Below are 22,770 nucleotides of genomic sequence, written 5' to 3'. Positions count from 1 at the left end.
GACCCTTGCGGCCGGGCGAATAAGTTGCGGTCCTGGCGGGGCTCCGCCCCATCCCGTCAGGCCTGGCCGGTGAGGGCCACGCGGTTGCCCGGCAGCATCTCCACCCGTCCGGCCAGTTCGAGATCGAGAAGGATCGCCTGGACCGCGGAGGGCGAGAGGTGGCAGCGCCGCACCACCTCGTCAACCGCAATAGGTGCGGCTCCAAGCATTTCAATGAGTTGACCGGCCTCGCCCGGGGGCCCAGGCGGTGCGGGCGCCGCCGGAGCCGCCGCGTCGGGCTCCGGGCGGGGCGAGAAGAGGGGGCGGTCATGCGGCGCGGCGGGCAGGTGCTCCAGCACGTCAGCGGCCGATTCGGTCAGGTGCGCGCCCTGGCGGATCAGGTCGTTCGAGCCGCGGCAGCGCAGGTCGAGCGGGTTGCCGGGCACGGCGAAGAGCTCCCGCCCCATCTCGAGGCCCAGCCGGGCGGTGATGAGGCTGCCCGAGCGCTGCGCTGCCTCGACCACGACGACGCCGAGGGAGAGGGCGGCGACGATGCGGTTGCGGCGGGGGAAGTGCTGGGCGAGCGGGGCGGTGCCGAGTGGGGCCTCGGCCAGCACCGCGCCGCCCTCGGCGGCGATGCGCGCCTGCAGCCCGGCATTCTCCGGCGGATAGGGGCGGTCGAGCCCGGTGGCGACCACGGCGACCGTCCGTCCCGCGCGCATCGCCCCGCCATGCGCCGCGGAGTCGATCCCGCGTGCCAGGCCGGAGGTGATGACGAGGCCCTCGGCGGCGAGCTCGGCCGCCAGCGCATCGGCCAGGCGGCGGCCGGCGGCGGAGGCGTTGCGGGCGCCGACGATGGCGACGGCGCGGCCGGTCAATGCCTCCGGCTCGCCGAGCAGGGCAATGGCGGGCGGCGGGTCGTAGAGCGTCCCGAGCAGCGGCGGATAACCGGAGAGGCCAAGGAAGAGGAAGCGGCCGCCGAGACGGGCGAGGGCTGCCATTTCCCGCTCCGCCGCGGCGGGCGGCGGCGGGACCAGCCGGCCGCGGCTGAAATCCGGCAGGGCATCGAGCGCCGCCGCGGCGGAGCCGAAGCGGGCCAGCAGGCGCTGGAAGGTCTGCGAGCCCAGACCCTCGGTGCGGGCGAGGCGAAGGCGGTCGAGCGCATCGGCGGTCATCGGTCCGCCAGGAACCATGGCCCCGGGCTGGAGTCCAGCAAATCGTTCCGGATTATTTACGACCGATGCGCGGCTCCGTGCCCGCCATCAGCCGCTCGATATTCGCGCGATGGCGGATGGCGACCAGCAGGGCGATTCCCGCGCTGAACAGGGCCAGGTCGTACCGCCCCGCCAGCAGGGCGATGGCCGGCGCCACGGCGCAGGCGGCCAGCGAGGCGGCCGAGGAGATACGGAGCGTGGCGGCAACGGCCAGCCAGACCAGGGCCGCGCCGAGGCCGAGCCACCAGGCGGCAGCCAGCAGCACGCCGCCACCGGTCGCCACGCCCTTGCCGCCCTTGAAGCCCAGCCAGACCGGGAAGGCATGGCCGAGCATGGCGCCGAAGCCGGCCGCCAGCCCCGCCTGCTCGCCCCAGAGGCTGCCGGCGATCCAGAGGGCCAGCGCCCCCTTGGCGATGTCGAGGGCGAGGGTGGCGGCGGCGAGCGGCTTGTTGCCGGTCCGCAGCACATTGGTCGCGCCGATATTGCCGGAGCCGATGGCGCGGATGTCGCCGAGTCCTGCGGCGCGGGTCAGCAGCAGGCCCCAGGGGACGGAGCCGAGCAGGTAGCCGAGGAGGAGGGCGAGCAGCAGGTTCATGCGGCGAAGACCCGGCGCCCCGCCTTCCAGGTGCCCGTCACCCGGCCTTCCAGCGCGCGGCCATCGAAGGGAGAATTCTGCGCCTTGCCGGGCAGGCTGCCGGCCTTCACCTGCCAACCGCGCTCGAGGTCGAACAGCACGAGGTCCGCTGCCGCGCCCTTGGTCAGGCGCCCGACCGGCAGGCCGAGCAGCGCCGCCGGCCGTGCCGTCAGCAGGTCGAGCGCCCCCAGCAGGGGCAGGTCGGCGCCATGGACGCGGGCCAGGGTGACGCCGAGCAGGGTGGCGAGGCCGGCGCCGCCCGCCTCGGCCTGGGCGAAGGGCAGGCGCTTGTCGTCGGCGTCATGCGGCTGGTGGTCGGAGACGATGGCGTCGACCGTGCCATCCCGCAGCGCGGCCACCACCGCCAGCCGGTCCGCCTCGGGCCGCAGCGGCGGGGAGAGCTTGGCATAGGTGCGCCAGTCGCCGATCGCCGTCTCGTTCAGGTCGAAATAGGGCGGCGCGGTGTCGCAGGTGACGGCCAGCCCCTCGGCCTTCGCCGCGCGGATCAGGTCGAGCGCCGCGCCGGTGCTGACATGGGCGAAATGCACATGGCCCCCCGTCAGCCGGGCGAGGGTGATGTCGCGCTGGACCAGCATCGCCTCCGCCGCCGCCGGGATGCCGGGCAGGCCGAGCCGCGTCGCCAGCTCGCCCTCCGTCGCGGCGCCGCCTGCGGCGAGCGAGGGCTCCTCCGGGTGCTGCACGACCATCCGGCCGAAGGCGCGGGCATAGGAGAGGGCGAGGCGCATCACCCGCGCATGGCCGATGGCGCGCCTGCCATCGGTGAAGCCGATGGCGCCGGCCTCGAGCAGCAGCCCGTACTCGGCGATCTCGCGCCCCTCGCAGCGCTTGGTCGCGGCGCCGTAGGGCAGGAGGGTGATGCTGCCCGTCGCCTCGCCGCGGCGGAGGACGAATTGCACGAGGGCGGGGTCGTCGAGCGCCGGGTCGGTGTCGGGCAGGGCGCAAAGCGTGGTGATGCCGCCCGCCGCGGCGGCCGCGGCGGCGGAGGCGATGGTCTCGCGGTGCTCCGCCCCCGGCTCGCCGATGGCGGCGCGAAGATCGACCAGGCCGGGGGCGAGGCAGGCGCCCTCGGCGGCGACGACCTCGGCGCCCTCGGGGCGGGAGAGGTTGGGGCCATGGTCGAGGATGAGGCCGTTGCGGATGAGGAGGTCGCCCGGCGCGTCGAGGCCGGTGGCGGGGTCGAGCAGGCGGGCGCCCGCGATCAGCACGTCACGCATTGCGGCGAAGGTCCCGCGCCAGCACGTCCAGCACCGCCATCCGGCAGGCAACGCCCATTTCCACCTGCTCGCCGATCACGCTGCGCTCCGGGTCGTCGGCGATGGCGCTGTCGATCTCGATGCCGCGGTTCATCGGGCCGGGATGCATCACGATGGCATCGGGCTTGGCCCAGCCCAGCTTCTCGCGGTCAAGGCCGTAGAAGCGGAAGAACTCGCGGGAGGAGGGGACGAGGCCGCCCGTCATCCTCTCCTTCTGCAATCGCAGCATCATCACCACATCGGCGCCGGCCAGGCCCGCCTTCATGTCGTGGAAGACCTCGACGCCGAGCCGCGTCGCCTCGGCCGGGATCAGCGTCGGCGGGCCGATGAGGCGGACGCGGGCATTCATCGCCGTCAGCAGGTGGATGTTGGACCGCGCCACGCGGCTGTGCAGCACGTCACCGCAGATGGCGACGACCAGCCCCTCGAGCCGCCCCTTGCGGCGGCGGATGGTCAGCGCGTCGAGCAGCGCCTGGGTCGGGTGCTCATGCGTGCCGTCGCCGGCATTGATGACGCTGGCCGAGACCTTCTGCGACAGCAGGGCGGGGGCGCCGGACTGGGCGTGGCGGACCACCAGCAGGTCGCAATGCATGGCGTTCAGCGTGGTGGCCGTGTCGATCAGCGTCTCGCCCTTGTTCACCGAAGAATTGGAGACGGACATGTTGATGACGTCCGCCCCGAGCCGCTTGCCAGCCAGCTCGAAGCTGGTGCGCGTCCGGGTGCTGTCCTCGAAGAAGAGGTTGATCAGGGTCCGGCCCTTGAGGAGGTCCCGCTGGGTCTTCCCCTGGCGGTTGAGGAGGGCATAGCTCTCGGCCAGGTCAAGAAGGGCGCCGATATGCGGCGGCTCCAGCCCCTCGATGGCGAGGAGATGGCCATCGGGGAGGATGGGGAAGGAGAAGGACATCCAGGACTCGCCACTCTCAGGTCGGCGGGACACTAGCCGCCGGGCGGCTGGCGTCCAAGGCCGCCTGGAGCATATAGGCGGCCGCCGCCGCATCCACCGCCGCCGCCCGCTTGGCCCGGCTGAGGTCGGCCGCCACCATCATCCGGTTCACTGCCGCGCTCGATAGCCGCTCGTCCCACATGGCGACCGGCAGGCCGACCGCGGCGGCGATGGCCATGGCCCAGTCCTTCGCCGCCTGGGCGGCCGGGCCGAAGCTGCCATCCATGGAGAGCGGCAGGCCGGCGACCAGCCCGCCCACCTCCTCCTTCCGGATGATGGCGGCGAGCTCCGCCGCATTCGCCGCCATCTTGCCCCGCCTGAGGCTGCCATAGGGGCTGGCCAGCAGCAGCGAGGCATCGGAGAGGGCGAGGCCCACCAGCTTGCTCCCGGGGTCGAGGCCGAGCAGGCGTTGCCCCCGGGGCAGGGCGGCGCGGAGGTCGGTCAGGTTGAACAGGGCCATGCGGCGCCTTATAGCCCCCTCTCTCGTGCAGACTGGAATGGCCCATGTCCCTCGATATCGCGACGGTACGGCGCATCGCCGCCCTGGCCCGCATCCGGCTGGAGGAGGGCGAGCTGGCCCAGGCCCAGGCGGAGCTGAACGGCATCCTCGGCTGGATCGAGCAATTGCAGGCCGTGGATACCGAGGGGGTGGAGCCGATGGCCGGCGGCGGCGCCGTGGCGCTGCGGCCCCGGCCCGATGCGGTGACCGATGGCGGCATCGCGGACCGGATCCTCGCCAACGCGCCCGACCGGCAGGGCGAATATTTCGGCGTTCCCAAGGTGGTGGAATAAGATGCACCCGACCGATTTCACCCTGCGCGGCGCGATCGACGCGCTGAACGAGGGCATCATCACCTCCGTCGAGCTGACGCAGGCGCATCTCGATGCCATCGCCGCGCTGAACCCGCGCCTCAACGCCTATATCACCGTGACCGGCGAGCAGGCGCTGGAACAGGCTCGGGCGAGCGATGCGCGACGGAAGGAGGGCATCGCCGGCCCGCTCGAGGGCGTGCCGCTCGCCATCAAGGACCTGTTCTGCACGGCGGGGACGCTGACCACGGCGGGCAGCCGCATCCTCGGCAATTTCACCCCGCCCTATGAGAGCACCGTCTCGGCCAACCTGCTGCGGGATGGGGCGGTGTTCCTCGGCAAGGCGAATCTCGACGAATTCGCCATGGGCTCCTCCAACACGACGAGCGCCTTCGGCCCGGTGGAGAATCCCTGGTCCCGCGCCAATGACCCGGATACGCGGCTGGTCCCTGGCGGCTCCTCCGGCGGGTCGGCGGCGGCGGTCGCGGCGCGGCTGGCGCTCGGGGCCACGGCGACCGATACGGGCGGCTCGATCCGCCAGCCGGCGGCCTTCTGCGGCATCGCCGGGATCAAGCCGACCTATGGGCGGTGCAGCCGCTTCGGCATCGTCGCCTTCGCCTCCTCGCTCGACCAGGCGGGGCCCGTCGCGCGCACCGTCGAGGATTGCGCCATCCTGCTGAAGTCCATGGCCGGCTTCGACCCGAAGGACAGCACCAGCGCCGACATCCCCGTGCCGGACTTCGCCGCCGCCTGCGCCCGCGGCGTGAAGGGCCTGCGCATCGGCGTGCCGAAGGAATACCGGCTGGAGGGCACGCCGCCCGAGATCGAGGCGCTGTGGGAACAGGGCCTTGCCTGGCTGCGCGAGCAGGGGGCGGAGACGGTCGAGATCAGCCTGCCGCACACCAAGTATGCGCTGCCGACCTACTACATCGTCGCGCCGGCCGAGGCCTCCTCCAACCTCGCCCGCTATGACGGCGTGCGCTTCGGCCTTCGCGTGACGGAGCCGAACAGCGACCTGCGCGACCTCTATGAGCGGACGCGCGCGCAGGGCTTCGGCGCCGAGGTGCGCCGGCGCATCCTGATCGGCACCTATGTGCTGAGCGCCGGCTATTACGATGCCTATTATCTGAAGGCGCAGAAGATCCGCGCCCTCATCAAGCGCGACTTCGACGACGCTTTCGGCAAGGTTGACGCCATCGTCACCCCGGCGACGCCCTCCGCCGCCTTCGGGATGGACGAGAAGCAGGACGACCCGGTGAAGATGTACCTCAACGACGTCTTCACCGTGACGGCCAACCTCGCCGGGCTGCCGGGCCTCGCCGTGCCGGCCGGGCTCGACGCCCAGGGGCTGCCGCTCGGGCTGCAGGTGATCGGCCGCTCCTTCGACGAGGAGACGGTCTTCGCCGTCGGCACGGCGATCGAGCAGGCGGCGGGCTTCACCGCCCTGCCGCGGCTTCGGGCGGGCGCCTAGCATGCTCGACATGGACCGCAGCGTCGGGGCGATCCGCGCCGCGGCGGCGGAACAGCGCTTCATCAGCTACGGCCAGATCGCCCGGGCGAGCGACGTGCCGTGGAGCATGTCCGTCCGCAGCCAGATGCGGCCGCATCTGGAGGGCGTCTGCGGCAAGATGTTGCAGGATGCGGGCGCCATGGTTTCGGCCATCGTCGTCAACCAGGATAACCTCGCCACCGGCACGCTCGACCCGCAATCCCTGGCCGGCTTCGCCGATTGCGCGAGGCGCCTCGGCTTCGGCATCGTCGAGGACCGGGAGGCATTCCTCCGTGAACAGCAGCGCCTGACCTTCGAATGGGGCGCAAGGACGGCAAGCGCATGACCTACACGATCGAAGGCCGCACCGGCCCCTGGGAAGTCGTCATCGGCCTCGAGGTCCATGCCCAGGTCACCTCGCAGGCCAAGCTGTTCAGCGGCGCCGCCACCGAGTTCGGCGCCGCGCCGAACAGCCAGGTCTCCTTCGTCGATGCCGGCTTCCCCGGCATGCTGCCGGTGATCAACGAGGAATGCGTGGCGCAGGCCGTGCGCACCGGGCTCGGGCTGAAGGCGGAGATCCATCTCTGGTCGCGCTTCGACCGGAAGAACTACTTCTATGCCGACCTGCCGCAGGGCTACCAGATCAGCCAGTTCGCCCATCCGATCGTCGGCACCGGCACGGTCGAGATCACGCTGGCGGACGGCAGCACGAAGCAGATCGGCATCACCCGGCTGCATCTCGAGCAGGATGCGGGCAAGTCGCTGCACGACCAACACCCAAGCAAGAGTTTCATCGACCTGAACCGGTCCGGCGTCGCGCTGATGGAGATCGTCTCCGAACCCGACATGCGCTCGCCGGAGGAGGCCGGGGCCTATCTGACGAAGCTCCGGCAGATCCTCCGCTACCTCGGCACCTGCGACGGCAACATGGACGAGGGCTCGATGCGGGCCGACGTCAACGTCTCCGTCCGCAAGCCGGGGGAGGGGTTCCGCACCCGCTGCGAGGTGAAGAACGTCAATTCCATCCGCTTCGTCATGCAGGCGGTGGAGGCCGAGGCGCGGCGCCAGGTCGAGCTCTGGGAGGAAGGCGGCACGGTCGAGCAGGAGACGCGGCTGTTCGATACCGGCCGCGGCGTGACGCGCAGCATGCGCTCCAAGGAGGATGCGCATGACTACCGCTACTTCCCCGACCCCGACCTGCCGCCGCTGGTGCTGGCGGCCGATTGGGTCGAGAGCCTGAAGGCCGCGCTGCCCGAGCTCCCGGATGCGCGCCGCGCCCGCTACGTGGCGATGGGACTATCGCCCTATGACGCGCATGTCCTGACGCTGGAGCGGGAGACGGCCGCCTTCTTCGAGGCGGTGGCCCGGGGGCGCGATGCCAAGACGGTGGCGAATTGGGTGACGGGCGACTTCTTCGCCGCCCTCAACCGCACTGGCCTCGGCGTCGAGGAGAGCCCGGTCAGCGCCGCCGCGCTCGGCGAGCTGCTCGACCTGATCGCCGACCGGACCATCAACGGCAAGATCGCCAAGGATGTGCTGGCGATCATGTTCGAGACCGGGGAGCGGCCGGGCGCCATCGTCGATGCGCGCGGGCTGCGCCAGGTGGTCGACACCGGCGCCATCGAGGCGGCGATCGAGCAGGTGATGGCGGCCAATGCGGGCAAGGTGGCGGAGTACCGCAGCGGCAAGGACAAGCTCTTCGGCTTCTTCGTCGGCCAGGTGATGAAGGCCATGCAGGGCAAGGGCAACCCGGCCCTGGTGAACGAGGTGCTGAAGCAGAAGCTGGGCTGAGGCGGCGGGCGCCTCAGCTCACGGCACAGGCTGGATACGAGGCGCGGCCCCCCGGGGGGTGGGGCCGCCCCATCGCTCAGGGTGCTGCGGCGACCGGCGTGTTGAGCGCCTTCGCCATGCCGGGGATCAGGATCGCGTCGGCCAGCGCCCAGGTGCCGGTGGTGACGAAGCCGAGCAGGCCGAGGCCGCTCCAGATCAGCGGCACGGACAGGACCGTGATGGCGGCCATGCCGGCCGCGGAGAGGTTGCGGCCCAGATAGAGGCGGTGCAACCCGAACAGGCCGAACAGGGCCCAAAGCACATAGGCAAGCCCCACCGACTTACGGCGCGCGGCCGGAAGCGTCATTGCCAGCATGAAGATCATCCCCCAAAGAGCTGCCCCGGAACCGTTTTCCCCATCCCGGCGGCAGCACGCATAGGTTGCGTCAGCGCCAAGCCTTTGGGAAGCGGCTACAATGTTCCGCACGCGGCTTCGTGAGCGCACGTGGCCTAACTGCCACGCTTCTGGTCGTTGCGGAGGCGGGAAAACCAGCCGGCAGGTGCTGCTATGCGGCCCGGCTTTGCCCTAGGCTTCGCGGGAGCACAGCGGAGGGCGCAATGATCGAGCTGCATACCTGGAACACCCCGAACGGCCGCAAGATCAGCGTCGCGCTGGAGGAGATGGGCCTGCCCTATACGGTGAAGACTGTGAATATCAGCAAGGGGGAGCAGTTCGACCCGGCCTTCCTCGCCTTCAGCCCCAACAATCGCATCCCCGCCATCATCGATTCGGAGGGGCCGGGCGGGCAGCCCATCACCGTCTTCGAGAGCGGGGCCATCCTCCTCTATCTCGGCGAGAAGACCGGGCGGTTCCTGCCGCGCGACCTGCGCGCCCGGGTGCCGGTGCTGGAATGGCTGATGTGGCAGATGGGCGGCTTCGGCCCGATGCCGGGCCAGGTCCACCACTTCCTGATGCAGCCGGACGGGCCGGCGAAGGAGTATGGGCTGAAGCGCTATGGGGACGAGACCCGGCGCCTCTACGGCGTGCTCGACCGGCGGCTCGCGGGCCGGGAATTTGTGGCGACCGAGGGCGAGCCGAGCGTGGCCGATTTCGCCATCCTGGGCTGGGCCTGGCGGCATGAGCGCCATCAGGTGCCCTTCGACAGCCTGCCGAATGTCGGCGCCTGGTATGAGCGGATGATGGCGCGCCCGGCGACGGCGCGGGGCTTCGAGGTCCATCTCGGCTGATCCGGGCAGGCTGTCCGCGTGGCAAGGGTCTCGGCAGAAATCGGCCGGGGAGATCCCCCTCTCCGGCACGCTGCGGCTGGTGCGTCAGGCCGCCAGCCGGTCGATCATCGCCACGCCGCCCTTCATGACGAAGGGGATGCGCTCGCCCTGGCCGGTGAGCACGCCGATATCGGCCAGCGGGTCGCCATCGACCAGGATGAGATCGGCCAGCGCGCCGGGTGCCACCACGCCGAGCGCGCCTTCCTGTTTCAGCAGCGCGGCCGCCGTGCTGGTCGCGCTGCGCAGCACCTCGGCGGCCGGCAGCACCTGGCGGCGGATGACGAACTCGTCCGACTGGCGGCGATGCATGGTGCCGAGCAGGTCGGAGCCGAAGGCCATCCGCACGCCGGCGCGGGCCAGGATCTCGAGGCTGCCGAGCCCGGCCTCCTTCACGCTGGCGAGCTTCGCCATGCTCGCCGCCGGCAGGCCGAGCGCCGGGCCCTCCTCCTCCAGCGCGTCATAGGTGACGAGGGTGGGCACGGCGAAGGCCTCGCGCTCCGCCATGAACGCGGCGGTCGGCGCGTCGATCAGGTTGGCATGTTCGATCGAGCGCACGCCGAGCCGCACCGCGCGATGGATGCTCTCTGGCGTATAGGCATGGGCGAGCACGTAGCTCCGCCAGGCCTTCGCCTCCCAGACCGCGCAGGCGATCTCCTCGTCGCTGTATTGCAGGGCGTAGATCGGGTCGGAGGGTGAGGCGACGCCGCCGCTCGCCATGATCTTGATGGCGTGCGCCCCGCGCTTCAGCTCGCCGCGCACCGCCTTCCGCACCTCGTCGACGCCATCGGCGATGACGCCGAGCGCCATGGCCGGCGCGCAGCAGCCGCAGAACTGGTCGAGCATGGTGTTCGGCCGCATGTCGCCATGGCCGCCGGTGGGTGACAGCGCGCGGCCGGGATAGAACAGCCGCGGCCCGGCGATGAGCCCCGTCTCGCAGGCGATGGCGAGGCCCCAGTCGGCGCCACCCGCATCGCGGATGGTGGTGAAGCCGCGCTGCAGGGATTGCCGCAACCGCTCCGCCGCCTGCAAGGCCTGCAGGCTGCGCGGCAGCCGCTCCAGCCGGCCGAGATCGGCCTCGCTGCCATAGGCATGCACATGCGCGTCGATGAGCCCGGGCATCAGCGTGCGCCCGCCGGCATCGATGACGCGCGCGGTGGCGCTGGTGATGGGCCGGTCCGCCACCTCCTTGATCCGGTCGCCCTCGACCAGCAGTTCGACCCCCTCGGCGAGCGTGTCGGCGAGGCCGTCGAAGAGCCGGACATTGCGGAACAGCGTGGCGTCCATGGGTCCCTCCTCCTGCGCGGCACGAGCATCGCGCAAGACGCCGCCTTGCGCCATCCAGCGGCATGGATGAGTATAACCCACTGAAAACAAAGAACAAATACCTGAATACATCAACAGCCGTGGATGATGCAGAGATGAATATCTGTCGAATTGTCGTCGTCGCATCGCTCCTCGCGGCGGCCAGGGCCGGGGCGGAGGAACCGGTCTTCGAGCTGCCGGACCTCGTCGTGCAGTCGCGCGGGCTGGACGCGGCGCGCAACGCCATCGCCCCGAGCCTCGGCGCCAGCCGCTACGAGATCGACCGCGAGACCATCCAGAAGCTGCCGCAGGGCGAGAGCGCCCGCCTCACCGACGTGCTGCTGCAGGCGCCAGGCGTGGTGCAGGAGGCCTTCGGCGACCTGCATGTCCGCGGCGACCACCGCAACCTGCAATACCGGGTGAACGGCGTTCTGCTGCCGGAGGCGATCAGCGGCTTCAACCAGCTGTTCGACGCGCGGGCGCTGCGCAGCGTCTCGCTCATCACCGGCGCGCTGCCGGCGCAATTCGGCTACCGCACCGCGGGCGTCGTCGACATGCAGCTCCGCTCCGGCCGCGAGGAGCCGGGCGGCAGCCTCGGGGTCTATGGCGGCAGCTTCGGCACCATCCAGCCGGGCGCCAGCTATGGCGGCAGCGCCGGGCCGGTCGAGTATTTCGGCTCCCTCTCCGGCCTGCGCAGCGACCGCGGCTTCGAGAACCCGACGCCGGGCCCCGACGGCATCCACAACCGCACGAACCAGATCCGCGGCCTGGTCCATACCGCCATGCCGGTCGGCGACCGCAGCCGCATCTCCCTCATCGCCGGCAGCATGCTCTCGACCTATCAGGTGCCGAACACGCCGGGCCTCCGGCCGGGCTTCACCGCCTATGGACAGTCCGGCTTCGACAGCGCCGGTTTGCGGGCGCGGCAGGTGCAGCGCAACAGCTTCGCCATCCTCGCCGGCCAGCACAGCCTGGGCGATGCCGACCTGCAGCTCTCCGCCTTCATCCGCCGCTCCTCCATCCGCTACCGGCCTGATGGCCTCGGCGACCTGCTCTTCGACGGCGCGGCGAGCGCGGTGGGGCGGGAGAGCCTTTCCTACGGCACCCAGGGCGACGCCGCCTGGCGCCTGCATCCCGATCACACGCTGCGCGGCGGCTTCTTCCTCTCGCAGGACACGACGCGGAGCGTGACGGACAGCACCGTCCTGCCGCTCGATCCCTTCGGCAATGCCTTCGACGCGCCCTTCAACCTGCGCGAGTCGGGGCGCGTGCGGCAGACGCTGTTCGGCGTCTATCTCCAGGACGAGTGGCGCATCGCCGAGCGGCTGACGCTGAATGCCGGCGGCCGCTTCGATACCGTCTCCGGCATCGTCGAGGCCTCGCAATTCAGCCCGCGCGCCAATCTGGTCTGGACGCCGGACGAGGTGACGACCATCGCCCTCGGCTATGCCCGCTACTTCACCCCGCCGCCGGCCGAGCTGGTCGGCACCATCGACATCGCCCGCTATCGCGGCACGACCCTGCAGCCCGCGACCCGGCAGGCAGACCCGGTGCAGGCGGAGCGGGCGCATTACCTCAACCTCGGCATCCGCCGCCGCGTCACCGAGAGCCTGACCCTCGGCATCGAGGCCTATGGGCGCACGGTCGAGGACATGCAGGATCTCGGGCAATTCGGCCGGGCCTATGTCTTCTCGCCCTACAACTACCGCCGCGGCCGGGTCTTTGGGACGGAGCTGACGGCGGATTGGCGCCAGGGGCCGTGGCGGCTCTACGGCAACCTCTCCATCTCACGCTCCGAGGGCCGGGGCCTCGTCTCCAACCAGTATTTCTGGTCGCCGGCGGAGCTGGCGCAGATCGGCCGCAAATGGGTCCGCACCGACCATGACCAGCTGCTCACCGGCTCCGCCGGCGGCGCCTATGAGGCCTGGCAGGGCGGCACCGTCTCCGCCTCCATGGTCTATGGCAGCGGCATGCGGAAGGGCTTCGCCAATAGCGAGGTGATGACGCCCTATGTCACCGTCAATCTCGGCCTCTCGCAGCGCCTGACCCTGCCGGATGGCGGCGACTGGACGCTGCGCTTCGACGTGCTCAACCTGTTCGACCGCGCCTATCAGCTGCGGGACGGCACGGGGATCGGCGTGGGCGCGCCGCAATACGGGATGCGGCGCGGATTCTTCGCCGGGCTGTCGCGGGCGATCTAGAGCAAACTCCGATCAGGCGGGAGCACCTGATCGGAGGCATTTGCTCGATCAAACAACAAGCCAGAGCGGCTTCCGTGAGCCGATGCGAACGGAGCACGCTCTAGCGGGACTGCTCAGAACAGCAGGCCCTTCTTCAGCATGCCGTGGATGCCCTTCTCGCCGTTGACCGTCTGCGTCACGCGGAAGTCGACGGCGAGCGAGCAGAAGGCATAGGCCTGCTCGCGGGAGAGGTTGGTGCGGCTGGTGATGAAGCCGATCATCTCGCGCAGCGCCTGCTTCATGGCCTGGTCGAGATCCTCGTTGAGACCCATGCTGATGTAATGCGTCGACGTCTCCGCCCGCGGCCGCTCAAGCAGCGGCGCTCCGCCCTGGGCCTTGTGCAGCTGGAAGGTGAAGGTGCCGTTCAGGCACATCTCGAGCGCGGTGACGCAGACCTCGCCATCGCCCTGGACCCCGTGCCCGTCACCCACCGAGAAATTCGCCCCCGGCACGAAGACGGGCAGGTACAGCGTGCTGCCTGCCATCAGCTCCTTGTTGTCGAGATTGCCGCCATGGATCCGCGGCTCCTTGCTGCCGATCCGCCCGAAGGCCGGGGGAGGGGCCACGCCCATCACGCCGAAGAAGGGCGCGAGCGGCAGCTCCGTCCCCCAGGGCAGCCGGCAGGCCCCGGCCGCACGGTCGACCGGGATGATCATCAGGGAGGTTTCGTGGAAATCCTCCGGCAGCGTCCCGACCAGCGGGCGGATCGTGTTGTAGCCCCAGTCCGCGCCCGGCTCGATCCGCTCGATCCGCACCTCCAGCATGTCGCCCGGCTCGGCGCCGGCGATGGCGATCGGCCCGGTGCAGATATGCCCCGGCGCCATGCCGGGATTGGCGGCGATGATGGCCGAGAGCGCCTCCGGCACGGTGAGCCCGCTGCCCGGCGGCGGCAGCACCTCCTCCCGCCCCGAGACGCATTGCACCTCGACCGTATCGCCCGGCTGGATGGTCAGCACCGGCGGGATCCGTGCGTCGAAGGTGCCGATGCGGACGGTATCGGGCGCGGCATGCAGGCGGTGCAGGGCCATGGGGAAGCTCCTTCGGGCGGAATGGGGGGCAAGTCTCGGCACCCCGACGGCCATGGTCAACCGGCCCCGGCTTCGGGCTAGGATCATCCCATAAGGGGAGAAACGCCAATGCTGGACCTGCCAGCCCTCGTCGCCGAGCTGAATGCTCTGCTGCGCCTCAAGACCACCACCATCGGCATGAAGATGTACGAGACGGTCGCCGAGATGGAAGCCATCCCCCGTATCCGCCGGCCGAAGACGGTGCATGCGACGGACCAGATCGTCAGCATGGCCTCCCGCCTCGGCTGGACGGTCGGCATCACCGGCGACGACCTGGTCGGCTCCCAATGCCGCGCCGTCATCGGCCTTGGCCCGCAGGATGAGGAATGGCGGCGGGGCGAGAAATATGTCGGCATCTGGCACGGCACCCAGCCCGATGCCCAGGCGCGGCAGGAGGCGCTGGATGTCGTCCCCCATGGGCGCTACCAGGCCATGGCGGTGAGCCCGCTCGATTCAGGCCGCATCCCGGACCCGGACATCGCCCTCGTCTATGCGACGCCGGGGCAGATGATCATCCTCATCAACGGGTTGCAGTACCGCAACTACCGCAAATTCGAGTGGAGCGTCGCCGGCGAGAGCGCCTGCGCCGATAGCTGGGGCCGCGCCCTGAAGACCGGGGAGCCGAGCCTGTCGCTGCCCTGCTATGCCGAGCGGCGCTATGGCGGCGTGCCGGATGAGGAGATGCTGATGGCGCTGAAGCCCGCCGATCTCCGCATTGCCGTTGATGGCATGAAGGCGCTGGCGAAGAATGGCCTGCGCTACCCCATCCCGGCCTATGGCATCCAGAACGACCCTTCGGCCGGCATGGGCGTCAGCTACGCCAGGCCCTGAGGGGCGGGCAGCCTCATCGCGCAGCGCAGGCCTGCCGGGGCGAAGTCGAGGTCCACTGTCCCGCCGATCTGCGCGCCGAGCCCGCCCTCCAGCAACCGCGTCCCCATGCCGCGGCGGCTTGGCCGGCCCGGCACCGGCGGGCCGCCGCTCTCCTCCCAGCGGAGCAGGTGCCAGCGCCGTCCCGCCGCATCGGCTTCCGCCTCGCCCCAGGCGATACGGACCTGGCCCGCCGGGGTGGAGAGCGCGCCATGCTTCAGCGCGTTGGTCGCCAGCTCATGCAGCGCGATGCCGAGGGCGACGGCACCGCCCGCGGGCAGCTGTACCGGTGGGCCGGCGATGGCGATCTGGCCTGGCTCCATATGCGGCGCCAGCGCTTCCCGCACCACCAGCTCGAGCGAGGTGCCGATCCAGCCCTGGCGGAACAGCGCGTCATGCGCACGGGACAGGGCGTGCAGCCGGCCGAGGAAGCGCGGGTGGAATTCCTCGAGCGCCGGGCTGTGGCGCCGGGTCTGGTCGGCCATGGCGACCACGACGGCAAGGGTGTTCTTGATGCGGTGCGTCAGCTCCGCCACCAGCGCGTCCTGCTGGTCGAGCGCCTGCTTCATCTCGGTGACGTCGATGCAGGAGCCGAAATAGCCGGCGAAGTGGCCATCGACATGATAGGGCCGGCCATTGTCGAGCAGCCAGCGATAGACCCCGTCATGCCGCCGCAGCCGGTACTGCATGCTGAAGTCGCGGCGCGCATCGAAGGCATCGGTATAGATCGCGATGCAGCGGTCGAGATCCTCCGGATGGACGCCCTCGGCCCAGCCGAAACCCATCTCCTCCTCCAGGCTCCGGCCGGTGAAGTCCAGCCAGGGCTTGTTGAAGAAGTCACAGGCCTTGCCGGGGTCCGCCCGCCAGACCATCACCGGCGCATTGTCCGCAAGGACACGGAACCGGGCATCACCGTCCGGCATGGGATGCTCCTTGTCCAGAACTGTCCGGGCGAACATGGGCCGGGGCTGCGCCAGCGCCAGGGGCATGCGCTAGGAGGAGGACTGGATCAGGGACAGCAACTCGCGACGGGTATCGAAATTGTCGCGGAAGGCGCCCAGCATGCGGCTCGTGACCATCGTCACGCCCGTCTGGTGCACGCCGCGGGTCGTCATGCATTGATGCGCGCTCTCGATCACCACCGCGACGCCGCGGGGCTGCAGCACGGCATCGATGGTGTTGGCGATCTGGGCGGTCAGCTTCTCCTGGATCTGCAGGCGCTTGCCATAGGCCTCGACCACCCGGGCCAGCTTGCTGATCCCGACCACGCGGCGGTCCGGCAGATAGGCGACGTGGCAGTGGCCGATGATCGGCACCATGTGGTGCTCGCAATAGCTCTCAAGCCGGATGTTCTTGAGCAGGACGATCTCGTCATAGCCCTCGACCTCGTCGAAGGTGCGCTCCAGCAGCGCCACCGGATCGACCTGGTAGCCCGAGAACAGCTCCTCATAGGCCCGCACCACGCGGGAGGGGGTATCGAGCAGCCCCTCCCGGGTCGGGTCGTCGCAGGCCCAGCGGATGAGGGTGCGCACCGCGGCCTCGGCCTCGGATCGGCTGGGACGGGAGGGCATCTCGGCAGGCGCGGTCATGGCGGGCTCCGGTCGTTGCGGCGCGGTCGGGTGCCGCGCCTTCAGCCCCCTACCTACTCCGCCGGTGCCGGTGCCGTCACGCCTTGGTGAGCCGTCCGGCGACGTCCGACGCCGTCGAGTGCCAGATAAACCACGGGTGTGGTGTAGAGGGTCAGGAGCTGGGAGAGCAGCAGCCCGCCGATGATGGTGACGCCGAGCGGTTGCCGCAGCTCGGAGCCGGCGCCGGAGGCCATGGCCAGCGGCACTGCGCCGAAGACGGCGGCCAGGGTCGTCATCAGGATGGGCCGGAACCGCTCGCGGCAGGCGGCCATGATGGCCTCGACGCCGCCGATGCCCTCGCTCCGCTCATGCTCCAGGGCGAAGTCCACCAGCATGATCGCGTTCTTCTTCACGATCCCCATCAGCAGGATGACGCCGATCAGGGCGATGACGGTGAAGGGCGTGTCGGTCACCAGCAGCGCCAGCAGCGCGCCGATGCCGGCCGTGGGCAGGGTCGAGAGGATCGTCACCGGGTGCAGCAGGTGCTCGTAGAGCACGCCGAGAACGATATAGATCGTCAGCAGCGCCGCCAGGATCAGCAGCGGCTGGTCGCGGGCGAAGGACTGGAAGGCCTTGGCATTGCCGGCGAATTCCGTCCGCATGCCGTCCGGCAGGCCGATCTCGCGCGTTGCCTGCTCGACCGCCGCGGCGGCCTGGCCGAGCGACATGTCCGGGGCGAGGTTGAAGGTGATCGTCGCCGCCGGGTACTGGCCCTGATGGGTCACCGCCAGCGGGGCGGTGCCGCGGCTGAGGGTGACGAGGCTCGAGAGCGGCACCTGCACCCCGCCCGCGCCGGGGACGTAGATGTCGTCCACCTGCTCGGGGAATTGCTGCATCCCCGGCTCCAGCTCCAGCACCACGCGATACTGGTTGCGGGCGCGGTAGATGATGGAGACCTGGCGCTGGGCGAAGCCGCTGTTCAGCGCCGAGGCGATGGCCGCGACGCTGACGCCGAGCCGCGCCGCCGCCTCGCGGTCGATCGCCAGCCGGGTGACGAGCCCGGCCCGTTGCTGGTCGGACGAGACATCGGTGAGGCCCGGCAGGGTGCGGAGCTTCTGCACCAGCGTCTCCGACCAGGTCTCCAGCCCCTCGAGATCGGGCGAGAGCAGGACGAACTGGAACTGCGCATTCCCGGCCCGGCCGCCGATGCCGATATCCTGCACCGCGCGCAGGAAGGTCTGCATGCCGGGGATGACGCCGAGTGGCCGCCGCAGCCGGTCGATCACCTGGGAGGCGGAGACATTGTCCCGCTCCGCCAGCGGCTTCAGGCTGAGGAAGATGCGCCCCTGGTTGCCCGAGGAATTGCCCCCGCCACCGCCGACCTGGGAGGCGATGCTGGCTACCGCCGGGTCCCGCATCAGCACCTGCACAACCCGCTCCTGCAGGATCTGCATCGCCTCGAACGAGGTGTCGGGCGGCGCCCGCGTCGTGCCGATGACGAGGCCGGTATCCTGGTCGGGGAAGAAACCCTTGGGGACGATGACATAGAGCCAGACCGTCACCCCGATCAGCCCGAGGGTCAGCACCAGCATGATCCGCCGGACGCGCAGCACATGGCGGAGCGACCAGATGTAGCCCCGCGTCATGCGCTCCATCCCCGCATCGACCAGGCGGATGACGAGGCCCGGCCGGTGCGGGCCTGGGCGGGCGAGGCGCCCCGCCATCATCGGCGTCAGGGTGAGCGAGACGACGCCCGAGATGCCGACCGCGATGGCGAGGGTCGCCGAGAATTCGCGGAACAGCCGCCCGACGATGCCCCCCATGAACAGCAGGGGGATGAAGACCGCGATCAGCGAGACGGTGATGGAGACGACGGTGAAGCCGATCTGCCGCGCGCCAAGGAGGGCCGCCTCCAGCGGCTTCATGCCGCGCTCCATCAGGCGCGCCATGTTCTCGATCATGACGATGGCATCGTCCACGACGAAGCCGACCGAGATGGTGAGCGCCATGAGCGAGAGGTTGTCGAGCGAGTAGCCGATCATCCACATCACCGCCAGCGTCCCCAGCAGCGAGAGCGGCACCGAGGCGCCCGCCGCCGCCACCGCCGAGGTCCGGCCGAGGAAGAGCGCCACGACGGCGATGACCAGGGCGATCGAGATCAGCAGGGTCTGCTGCACGTCATGCACGCTGGCGCGGATGGTCTCCGACCGGTCGCGGATGGTGCGGATATGCACCCCGCCCGGCAGCCAGCGCTCCACCTCCGGCAGCATGCGCTGAATGCCGTTCACCACCTCGATGACATTGGCATCCGGCTGCTTGAAGATGATCATCAGCACCGCCGGCCGCCCGTCGACCGAGCCGCCCTGCCGCCGGTCGCGCACGTCGAGCGCCACGCGGGCGATGGAGCTGATGCGGACGATGGCGCCATTGGCGGATTTCAGGATGATCCGGCCGTATTCCTCCGGCGTGTTCAGCCGGTCGTTCACCGCGATGGCGGCGGATTGCTGGGTGCCGTCGATCAGCCCGGTGGCCTGGGTGACGTTGTTGTCGTTGATGGCCCGGCGGATCTGCTCCATCCCGATGCCGGCCGCCTTGGCCGCCGCCGGGTCCACCGTGACGCGCACCGCCGGCTGCTCCGCCCCGGCGATGGCGACCTGGGCGACGCCCGGGATCTGGGCGATGCGGGGGCCGACCAGGCTGTCGGCCGCGTCGTAGACGGCGCCGGGCGTGGCGGTGTCCGAGCCGAGCGCCATGATGAGCACGGGCGCGTCGCCCGGATTGGCCTTGCGGAAATAGGGTTGGATGGCAAGGCCCGCCGGCAGGTCGCTGCCCGCCGCGTTGATCGCCGCCTGCACGTCCCGCGCCGCACCCTCGACGCTGCGGGAGAGGTCGAACTGGACGATGATGGAGGTGGCGCCGAGCGAGGAGGTGGAGGTCATCTCCGTCACGCCGGCGATGGCGCCGAGCCGGCGCTCGAGCGGCGCCGCGACGGAGGAGGCCATGGTCGCCGGGTCCGCACCCGGCTGCCCGGCGCCGATGACGATGGTCGGCAGGTCCACGCTCGGCAGCGGCGCGACGGGCAGGTTGAAGTAGGAGACGATGCCGGCGAGCGCGATGCCGATCGAGAGCAGCGCCGTGGCGATCGGCCGCCGGATGAAGGGTTCGGAGATCGACACGGCTACTCCGCCGCCTGCGCCTGCGGCGCCCGCACCAGCCGCCTCGCCCGTGCGCGCAGCCCCTCCATCGCCAGGTAGATCACCGGCGTGGTGTAGAGGGTGATGACCTGGCTCAGCAGCAGGCCGCCGATGACCGAGACGCCGAGCGGCAGCCGCAGCTCCGACCCCGTGCCGCTTTCGAGCACCAGGGGCAGGGCGCCGAGCAGGGCGGCGAGCGTCGTCATCATGATCGGGCGGAAACGCATGAGCGAGGCCTCGATGATCGCCTCGCGCGGCGGCATCCCGCGGTCGCGCTGCGCCTCGAGGGCGAAGTCGATCATCATGATGGCGTTCTTCTTGACGATGCCCATCAGCAGCACGATGCCGATCAGCCCCACCACCGAGAGGTCGAGCCCGAAGAGCTGGAGCGCGAGCAGCGCGCCGATGCCCGCCGAGGGCAGGGTGGAGAGGATGGTGATCGGGTGGATCACGCTCTCGTACAGGACGCCGAGCACGATGTAGATGACGATGATGGCGGTGAGGATCAGCCAGGGCTCGCCCGCGAGCGAACGCTGGAATTCCGCCGCGTCGCCGGCGAAGCGGCCGACGATGGTCTCCGGCATGCCGATCTCGGCCTCCGCCGCGCGGATCGCCGCCACCGCCTCGCCAAGGGAGGCGCCGGGGGCGAGGTCGAAGCCGATGGTGACGGAGGGGAACTGCCCCTGCTTCGTCACCGTCAGCGGCCCGGCGGCCCGGCCGATCCGGGCCAGCTCCGACAGCGGCACCTGCGGGGTGTTGCTGGCGGTGGCCGGCGTGCCCTGGGCGGTGGTCTGCTGCCCGGCCGTCGCCGGCACGCGCAGCATGCCCACCTTGTCGGGGTCGTCGCGGATGGCCGGGTCCGCCTCCAGGACCACGCGGTACTGGTTGTTCTGGGCGTAGATGGTGCTGATCTGGCGCTGGCCGAAGGCGTCGTAGAGCACGTCGTCGATCGCCTGCATGGTCACGCCGAGCCGCCCGGCCTTGTCGCGGTCCACATCGATGGTGACGCGGATGCCGCCGTCGCGCTGGTCGGAGGCGACGTCGCGCAGGATGGGCAGGGTGCCGAGCTTCCGCTCCAGCTGCGGCGCCCAGCGGCCGAGCTCCACCGGGTCCGGGTTCATCAGCGTGTACTGGAAGGCGGTGCTGCCCGCCCGGGCGCCGATCTGGATGTCCTGCACCGGCTGGAGGTGGACCACCACCTGGGGCAGGACGTCGAGCTTCGGCTGCAGCCGGTCGATGATCGCCCGGGCATCCGCCTGCCGCTCCTCCCGCGGCCGCAGCACGGCGCTGATGCGCCCGGTATTCTGCGCCGCGTTGACGACGCCGGCGCCGACCACGGAGGCGACGCCGGTCACGTCCGGATCGGCGCGGATGATCGCCGCCACCTCCTGCTGCAGCGCCGACATGCGGCTGAAGGAGACGTCGTCCGGCGCCTCGACGGCCGCGACCAGCAGGCCGGTATCCTGCTGCGGCAGGAAGCCCTTCGGCATCTCGATGTAGAGCCAGACGGTGCCGGCGACGGTCAGCGTCGCCAGCAGCAGCATCAGCCCCTCATGCCGCAGCGCCCGGCGCAGGCTGCGGCCATAGGCATCGCGGCAGGCATCGAGGAACCGCTCGGTCGCCTGGGAGAGCCGGCCCGGCCGTGCCTGCGCATGCGGCTTCAGCAGCCAGCCGCACATCATCGGCGTCAGAGTCAGCGACACGACCATGGAGACCAGCACCGCGATGGTCAGCGTCAGGGCGAATTCCTGGAACAGCCGGCCGACCACGCCCGGCATGAAGAGCAGCGGGATGAAGACGGCGATCAGCGAGACGGTCAGCGAGACGATGGTGAAGCCGATCTGCCGCGCGCCCTCATAGGCGGCGGCCAGCGGCTTCATCCCCTCCTCGATCAGCCGGACGATGTTCTCGATCATCACGATCGCATCGTCGACGACGAAGCCGGTGGCGATGGTCAGCGCCATCAGCGAGAGGTTGTCGAGCGAGAAGCCGCAGAGCGCCATCACCCCGAAGGTGCCGATGATCGAGAGCGGCAGGGCGATGCCGGGGATGAGCGTGGCCCGCAGGCTGCGCAGGAAGACGAAGATCACCGCGACGACCAGCACGACCGCGAGCGCCAGGGTGAACTGCACGTCATGGACCGAGGCGCGGATCGTCCCCGTCCGGTCGGCCACCACCGCCAGCCGCGCCCCCTGCGGCAGGGCACGCTCCAGCATCGGCAGCTGCTCGCGGATATCGGCGACGGTCTGGACGATGTTCGCCCCCGGCTGCCGCTGCACGTCGATCAGCACCGCCTGGCCGCCGTCGAACCAGGCGCCGGTGAGGGTGTTCTCCAGATCCTGCACGGCGGTGCCGACATCGCGCAGCCGCACCGGGGCGCCGTTGCGCCAGGCGATGATGAGGTCGGCGAAGGCCTCCGGCCGGTCGATCTGGTCATTCGCCATGACGGTGCTCGCCTGGCGTGGCCCGTCCACGCTGCCCTTCGGCGTGTTGACGTTGCCGGCGGCGACCGCCGTCCGCACATCCTCGAGCGACAGGCCATAGGCGGCGAGGCGCACGGGGTCCGCCTGGATGCGCACCGCGGGACGCATGTTGCCCTGCACCAGCACCCGCCCGACGCCGCTCACCTGCGCCAGCCGCTGGCCGAGCAGCGTATCGGCCGCATCCGACAGGCGATGCAGCGGCAGGGTCCCGGAGGTAAGGGCGAGGGTGATGATGGGCGGGTCGGCCGGGTTCACCTTCGCATAGGTCGGCGGGTAGGGCAGGTTGGCGGGCAGCGTCCCCCTGGCCGAGTTGATCGCCGCCTGCACGTCCTGCGCCGCATCGTCGATGTTGCGGCCGAGGTTGAACTGCATGGTGATGCGGCTCGTCCCCGGGCCGCTGGTGGAGACGATGTCGGTCAGCCCGGCGATCTGCGCCAACTGGCGCTCCAGCGAGGCGGTGACCAGCAGCGCCACCGTCTCGGGCGAGCCGCCGGGCAGGCTGGTCGTCACCTCGATGGTCGGGAAGTCCACCTCCGGCAGGGCGGAGACGGGCAGCCGCAGATAGCCGAAGCCGCCGCAGAGCAGCACGGCGATGGCGAGCAGCGTCGTCGCGATCGGCCGGGCGATGAAGGGGGCCGAGATGTTCACG

Annotated in this window: 19 protein-coding genes; 7 read left to right on the top strand and 12 right to left on the bottom strand. The window is 70.5% G+C overall.

Going from position 1 to position 22,770, the window contains the following annotated elements; genetic code table 11:
- Positions 1-56 precede the first annotated feature (56 nt).
- Genes dprA through ruvX form a run of 5 tightly spaced genes read right to left on the bottom strand, consistent with a single transcriptional unit; the run spans position 57 to position 4,504 of the window.
- Positions 57-1,154, bottom strand: coding sequence for a DNA-processing protein DprA (dprA, locus tag BLR02_RS05710; RefSeq protein WP_245704623.1), 1,098 nt, complete (start codon positions 1,152-1,154; stop codon positions 57-59).
- Between the two features lie 52 nt (positions 1,155-1,206).
- The gene (gene plsY / locus BLR02_RS05705; protein ID WP_090562000.1) at positions 1,207-1,788 is read right to left on the bottom strand and encodes a glycerol-3-phosphate 1-O-acyltransferase PlsY; all 582 of its coding nucleotides are present in this window, start codon (positions 1,786-1,788) and stop codon (positions 1,207-1,209) included.
- Positions 1,785-3,062 carry a dihydroorotase gene (locus tag BLR02_RS05700; protein WP_090661268.1) on the bottom strand — a complete coding sequence of 426 codons (1,278 nt, stop codon included), beginning with the start codon at positions 3,060-3,062 and terminating at the stop codon, positions 1,785-1,787. Before BLR02_RS05700 ends, plsY begins: the two co-directional genes overlap by 4 nt.
- Positions 3,055-4,005 (bottom strand): aspartate carbamoyltransferase catalytic subunit, encoded by a 951-nt coding sequence (locus tag BLR02_RS05695; protein WP_090562003.1) that lies wholly within the window; start codon positions 4,003-4,005, stop codon positions 3,055-3,057. Before BLR02_RS05695 ends, BLR02_RS05700 begins: the two co-directional genes overlap by 8 nt.
- A gap of 16 nt (positions 4,006-4,021) precedes the next feature.
- Positions 4,022-4,504, bottom strand: coding sequence for a Holliday junction resolvase RuvX (ruvX, locus tag BLR02_RS05690; RefSeq protein WP_090661265.1), 483 nt, complete (start codon positions 4,502-4,504; stop codon positions 4,022-4,024).
- A gap of 44 nt (positions 4,505-4,548) precedes the next feature.
- Between ruvX and gatC the strand changes: the two genes are divergently transcribed.
- Genes gatC through gatB form a run of 4 tightly spaced genes read left to right on the top strand, consistent with a single transcriptional unit; the run spans position 4,549 to position 8,134 of the window.
- Positions 4,549-4,836, top strand: coding sequence for an Asp-tRNA(Asn)/Glu-tRNA(Gln) amidotransferase subunit GatC (gene gatC / locus BLR02_RS05685; protein WP_090562006.1), 288 nt, complete (start codon positions 4,549-4,551; stop codon positions 4,834-4,836).
- Between the two features lies 1 nt (position 4,837).
- On the top strand, positions 4,838-6,325 hold the full coding sequence (gene gatA, locus BLR02_RS05680) for an Asp-tRNA(Asn)/Glu-tRNA(Gln) amidotransferase subunit GatA (RefSeq protein ID WP_090661262.1): 1,488 nt from the start codon (positions 4,838-4,840) through the stop codon (positions 6,323-6,325).
- A gap of 1 nt (position 6,326) precedes the next feature.
- Positions 6,327-6,689, top strand: coding sequence for a hypothetical protein (locus tag BLR02_RS05675; protein WP_090661259.1), 363 nt, complete (start codon positions 6,327-6,329; stop codon positions 6,687-6,689).
- The gene (gene gatB, locus BLR02_RS05670) at positions 6,686-8,134 is read left to right on the top strand and encodes an Asp-tRNA(Asn)/Glu-tRNA(Gln) amidotransferase subunit GatB (protein WP_090661619.1); all 1,449 of its coding nucleotides are present in this window, start codon (positions 6,686-6,688) and stop codon (positions 8,132-8,134) included. The genes BLR02_RS05675 and gatB overlap by 4 nt, the downstream gene beginning before the upstream one ends.
- A 76-nt stretch (positions 8,135-8,210) precedes the next feature.
- Here gatB and BLR02_RS05665 read toward each other — a convergent pair whose 3' ends face one another.
- On the bottom strand, positions 8,211-8,480 hold the full coding sequence (locus BLR02_RS05665; protein ID WP_090562834.1) for an NINE protein: 270 nt from the start codon (positions 8,478-8,480) through the stop codon (positions 8,211-8,213).
- Positions 8,481-8,731: 251 nt separating this feature from the next.
- Between BLR02_RS05665 and BLR02_RS05660 the strand changes: the two genes are divergently transcribed.
- Positions 8,732-9,361 (top strand): glutathione S-transferase family protein, encoded by a 630-nt coding sequence (locus tag BLR02_RS05660; protein WP_090562011.1) that lies wholly within the window; start codon positions 8,732-8,734, stop codon positions 9,359-9,361.
- An 84-nt stretch (positions 9,362-9,445) separates the two neighbouring features.
- On the opposite strand, the gene BLR02_RS05655 is transcribed toward BLR02_RS05660, so the two are convergent.
- Positions 9,446-10,684: a metal-dependent hydrolase family protein gene (locus BLR02_RS05655; RefSeq protein WP_090661256.1), complete on the bottom strand. Its 1,239-nt coding sequence runs from the start codon at positions 10,682-10,684 to the stop codon at positions 9,446-9,448.
- A 134-nt stretch (positions 10,685-10,818) separates the two neighbouring features.
- On the opposite strand from BLR02_RS05655, the gene BLR02_RS05650 reads away from it, so the two are divergent.
- A complete protein-coding gene (locus tag BLR02_RS05650; RefSeq protein ID WP_090661254.1) occupies positions 10,819-12,903 on the top strand; it encodes a TonB-dependent receptor in 2,085 nt (694 codons plus the stop codon).
- 113 nt (positions 12,904-13,016) lie between these two features.
- Here the strand turns inward: BLR02_RS05650 and BLR02_RS05645 are convergent, their stop codons facing one another.
- Positions 13,017-13,970 carry an acetamidase/formamidase family protein gene (locus BLR02_RS05645; RefSeq protein ID WP_090562016.1) on the bottom strand — a complete coding sequence of 318 codons (954 nt, stop codon included), beginning with the start codon at positions 13,968-13,970 and terminating at the stop codon, positions 13,017-13,019.
- A gap of 108 nt (positions 13,971-14,078) precedes the next feature.
- Here BLR02_RS05645 and BLR02_RS05640 point away from each other — a divergent pair, with 108 nt between their 5' ends.
- The gene (locus BLR02_RS05640) at positions 14,079-14,840 is read left to right on the top strand and encodes a DUF169 domain-containing protein (RefSeq protein WP_090661251.1); all 762 of its coding nucleotides are present in this window, start codon (positions 14,079-14,081) and stop codon (positions 14,838-14,840) included.
- Here BLR02_RS05640 and BLR02_RS05635 read toward each other — a convergent pair.
- From BLR02_RS05635 to BLR02_RS05620, 4 genes are all read right to left on the bottom strand, one after another.
- Entirely contained in the window at positions 14,825-15,799 is a 975-nt protein-coding gene (locus BLR02_RS05635; protein ID WP_176849390.1) for a sensor histidine kinase, read from the bottom strand. The two genes, BLR02_RS05640 and BLR02_RS05635, sit on opposite strands and share 16 nt — an antisense overlap.
- A 69-nt stretch (positions 15,800-15,868) precedes the next feature.
- Positions 15,869-16,465: a GTP cyclohydrolase I FolE gene (folE, locus tag BLR02_RS05630; RefSeq protein WP_090562022.1), complete on the bottom strand. Its 597-nt coding sequence runs from the start codon at positions 16,463-16,465 to the stop codon at positions 15,869-15,871.
- A 53-nt stretch (positions 16,466-16,518) separates the two neighbouring features.
- The gene (locus BLR02_RS05625) at positions 16,519-19,620 is read right to left on the bottom strand and encodes an efflux RND transporter permease subunit (protein ID WP_090661247.1); all 3,102 of its coding nucleotides are present in this window, start codon (positions 19,618-19,620) and stop codon (positions 16,519-16,521) included.
- A 2-nt stretch (positions 19,621-19,622) separates the two neighbouring features.
- Positions 19,623-22,769, bottom strand: a complete 3,147-nt coding sequence (locus BLR02_RS05620) for an efflux RND transporter permease subunit (protein ID WP_090661243.1) — start codon at positions 22,767-22,769, stop codon at positions 19,623-19,625.
- Position 22,770 lies beyond the last annotated feature (1 nt).

Origin of the sequence: Belnapia rosea, assembly GCF_900101615.1 — a bacterium.
GTDB lineage: Bacteria > Pseudomonadota > Alphaproteobacteria > Acetobacterales > Acetobacteraceae > Belnapia > Belnapia rosea.
This window is presented reverse-complemented; position numbering and strand designations above follow the sequence as displayed.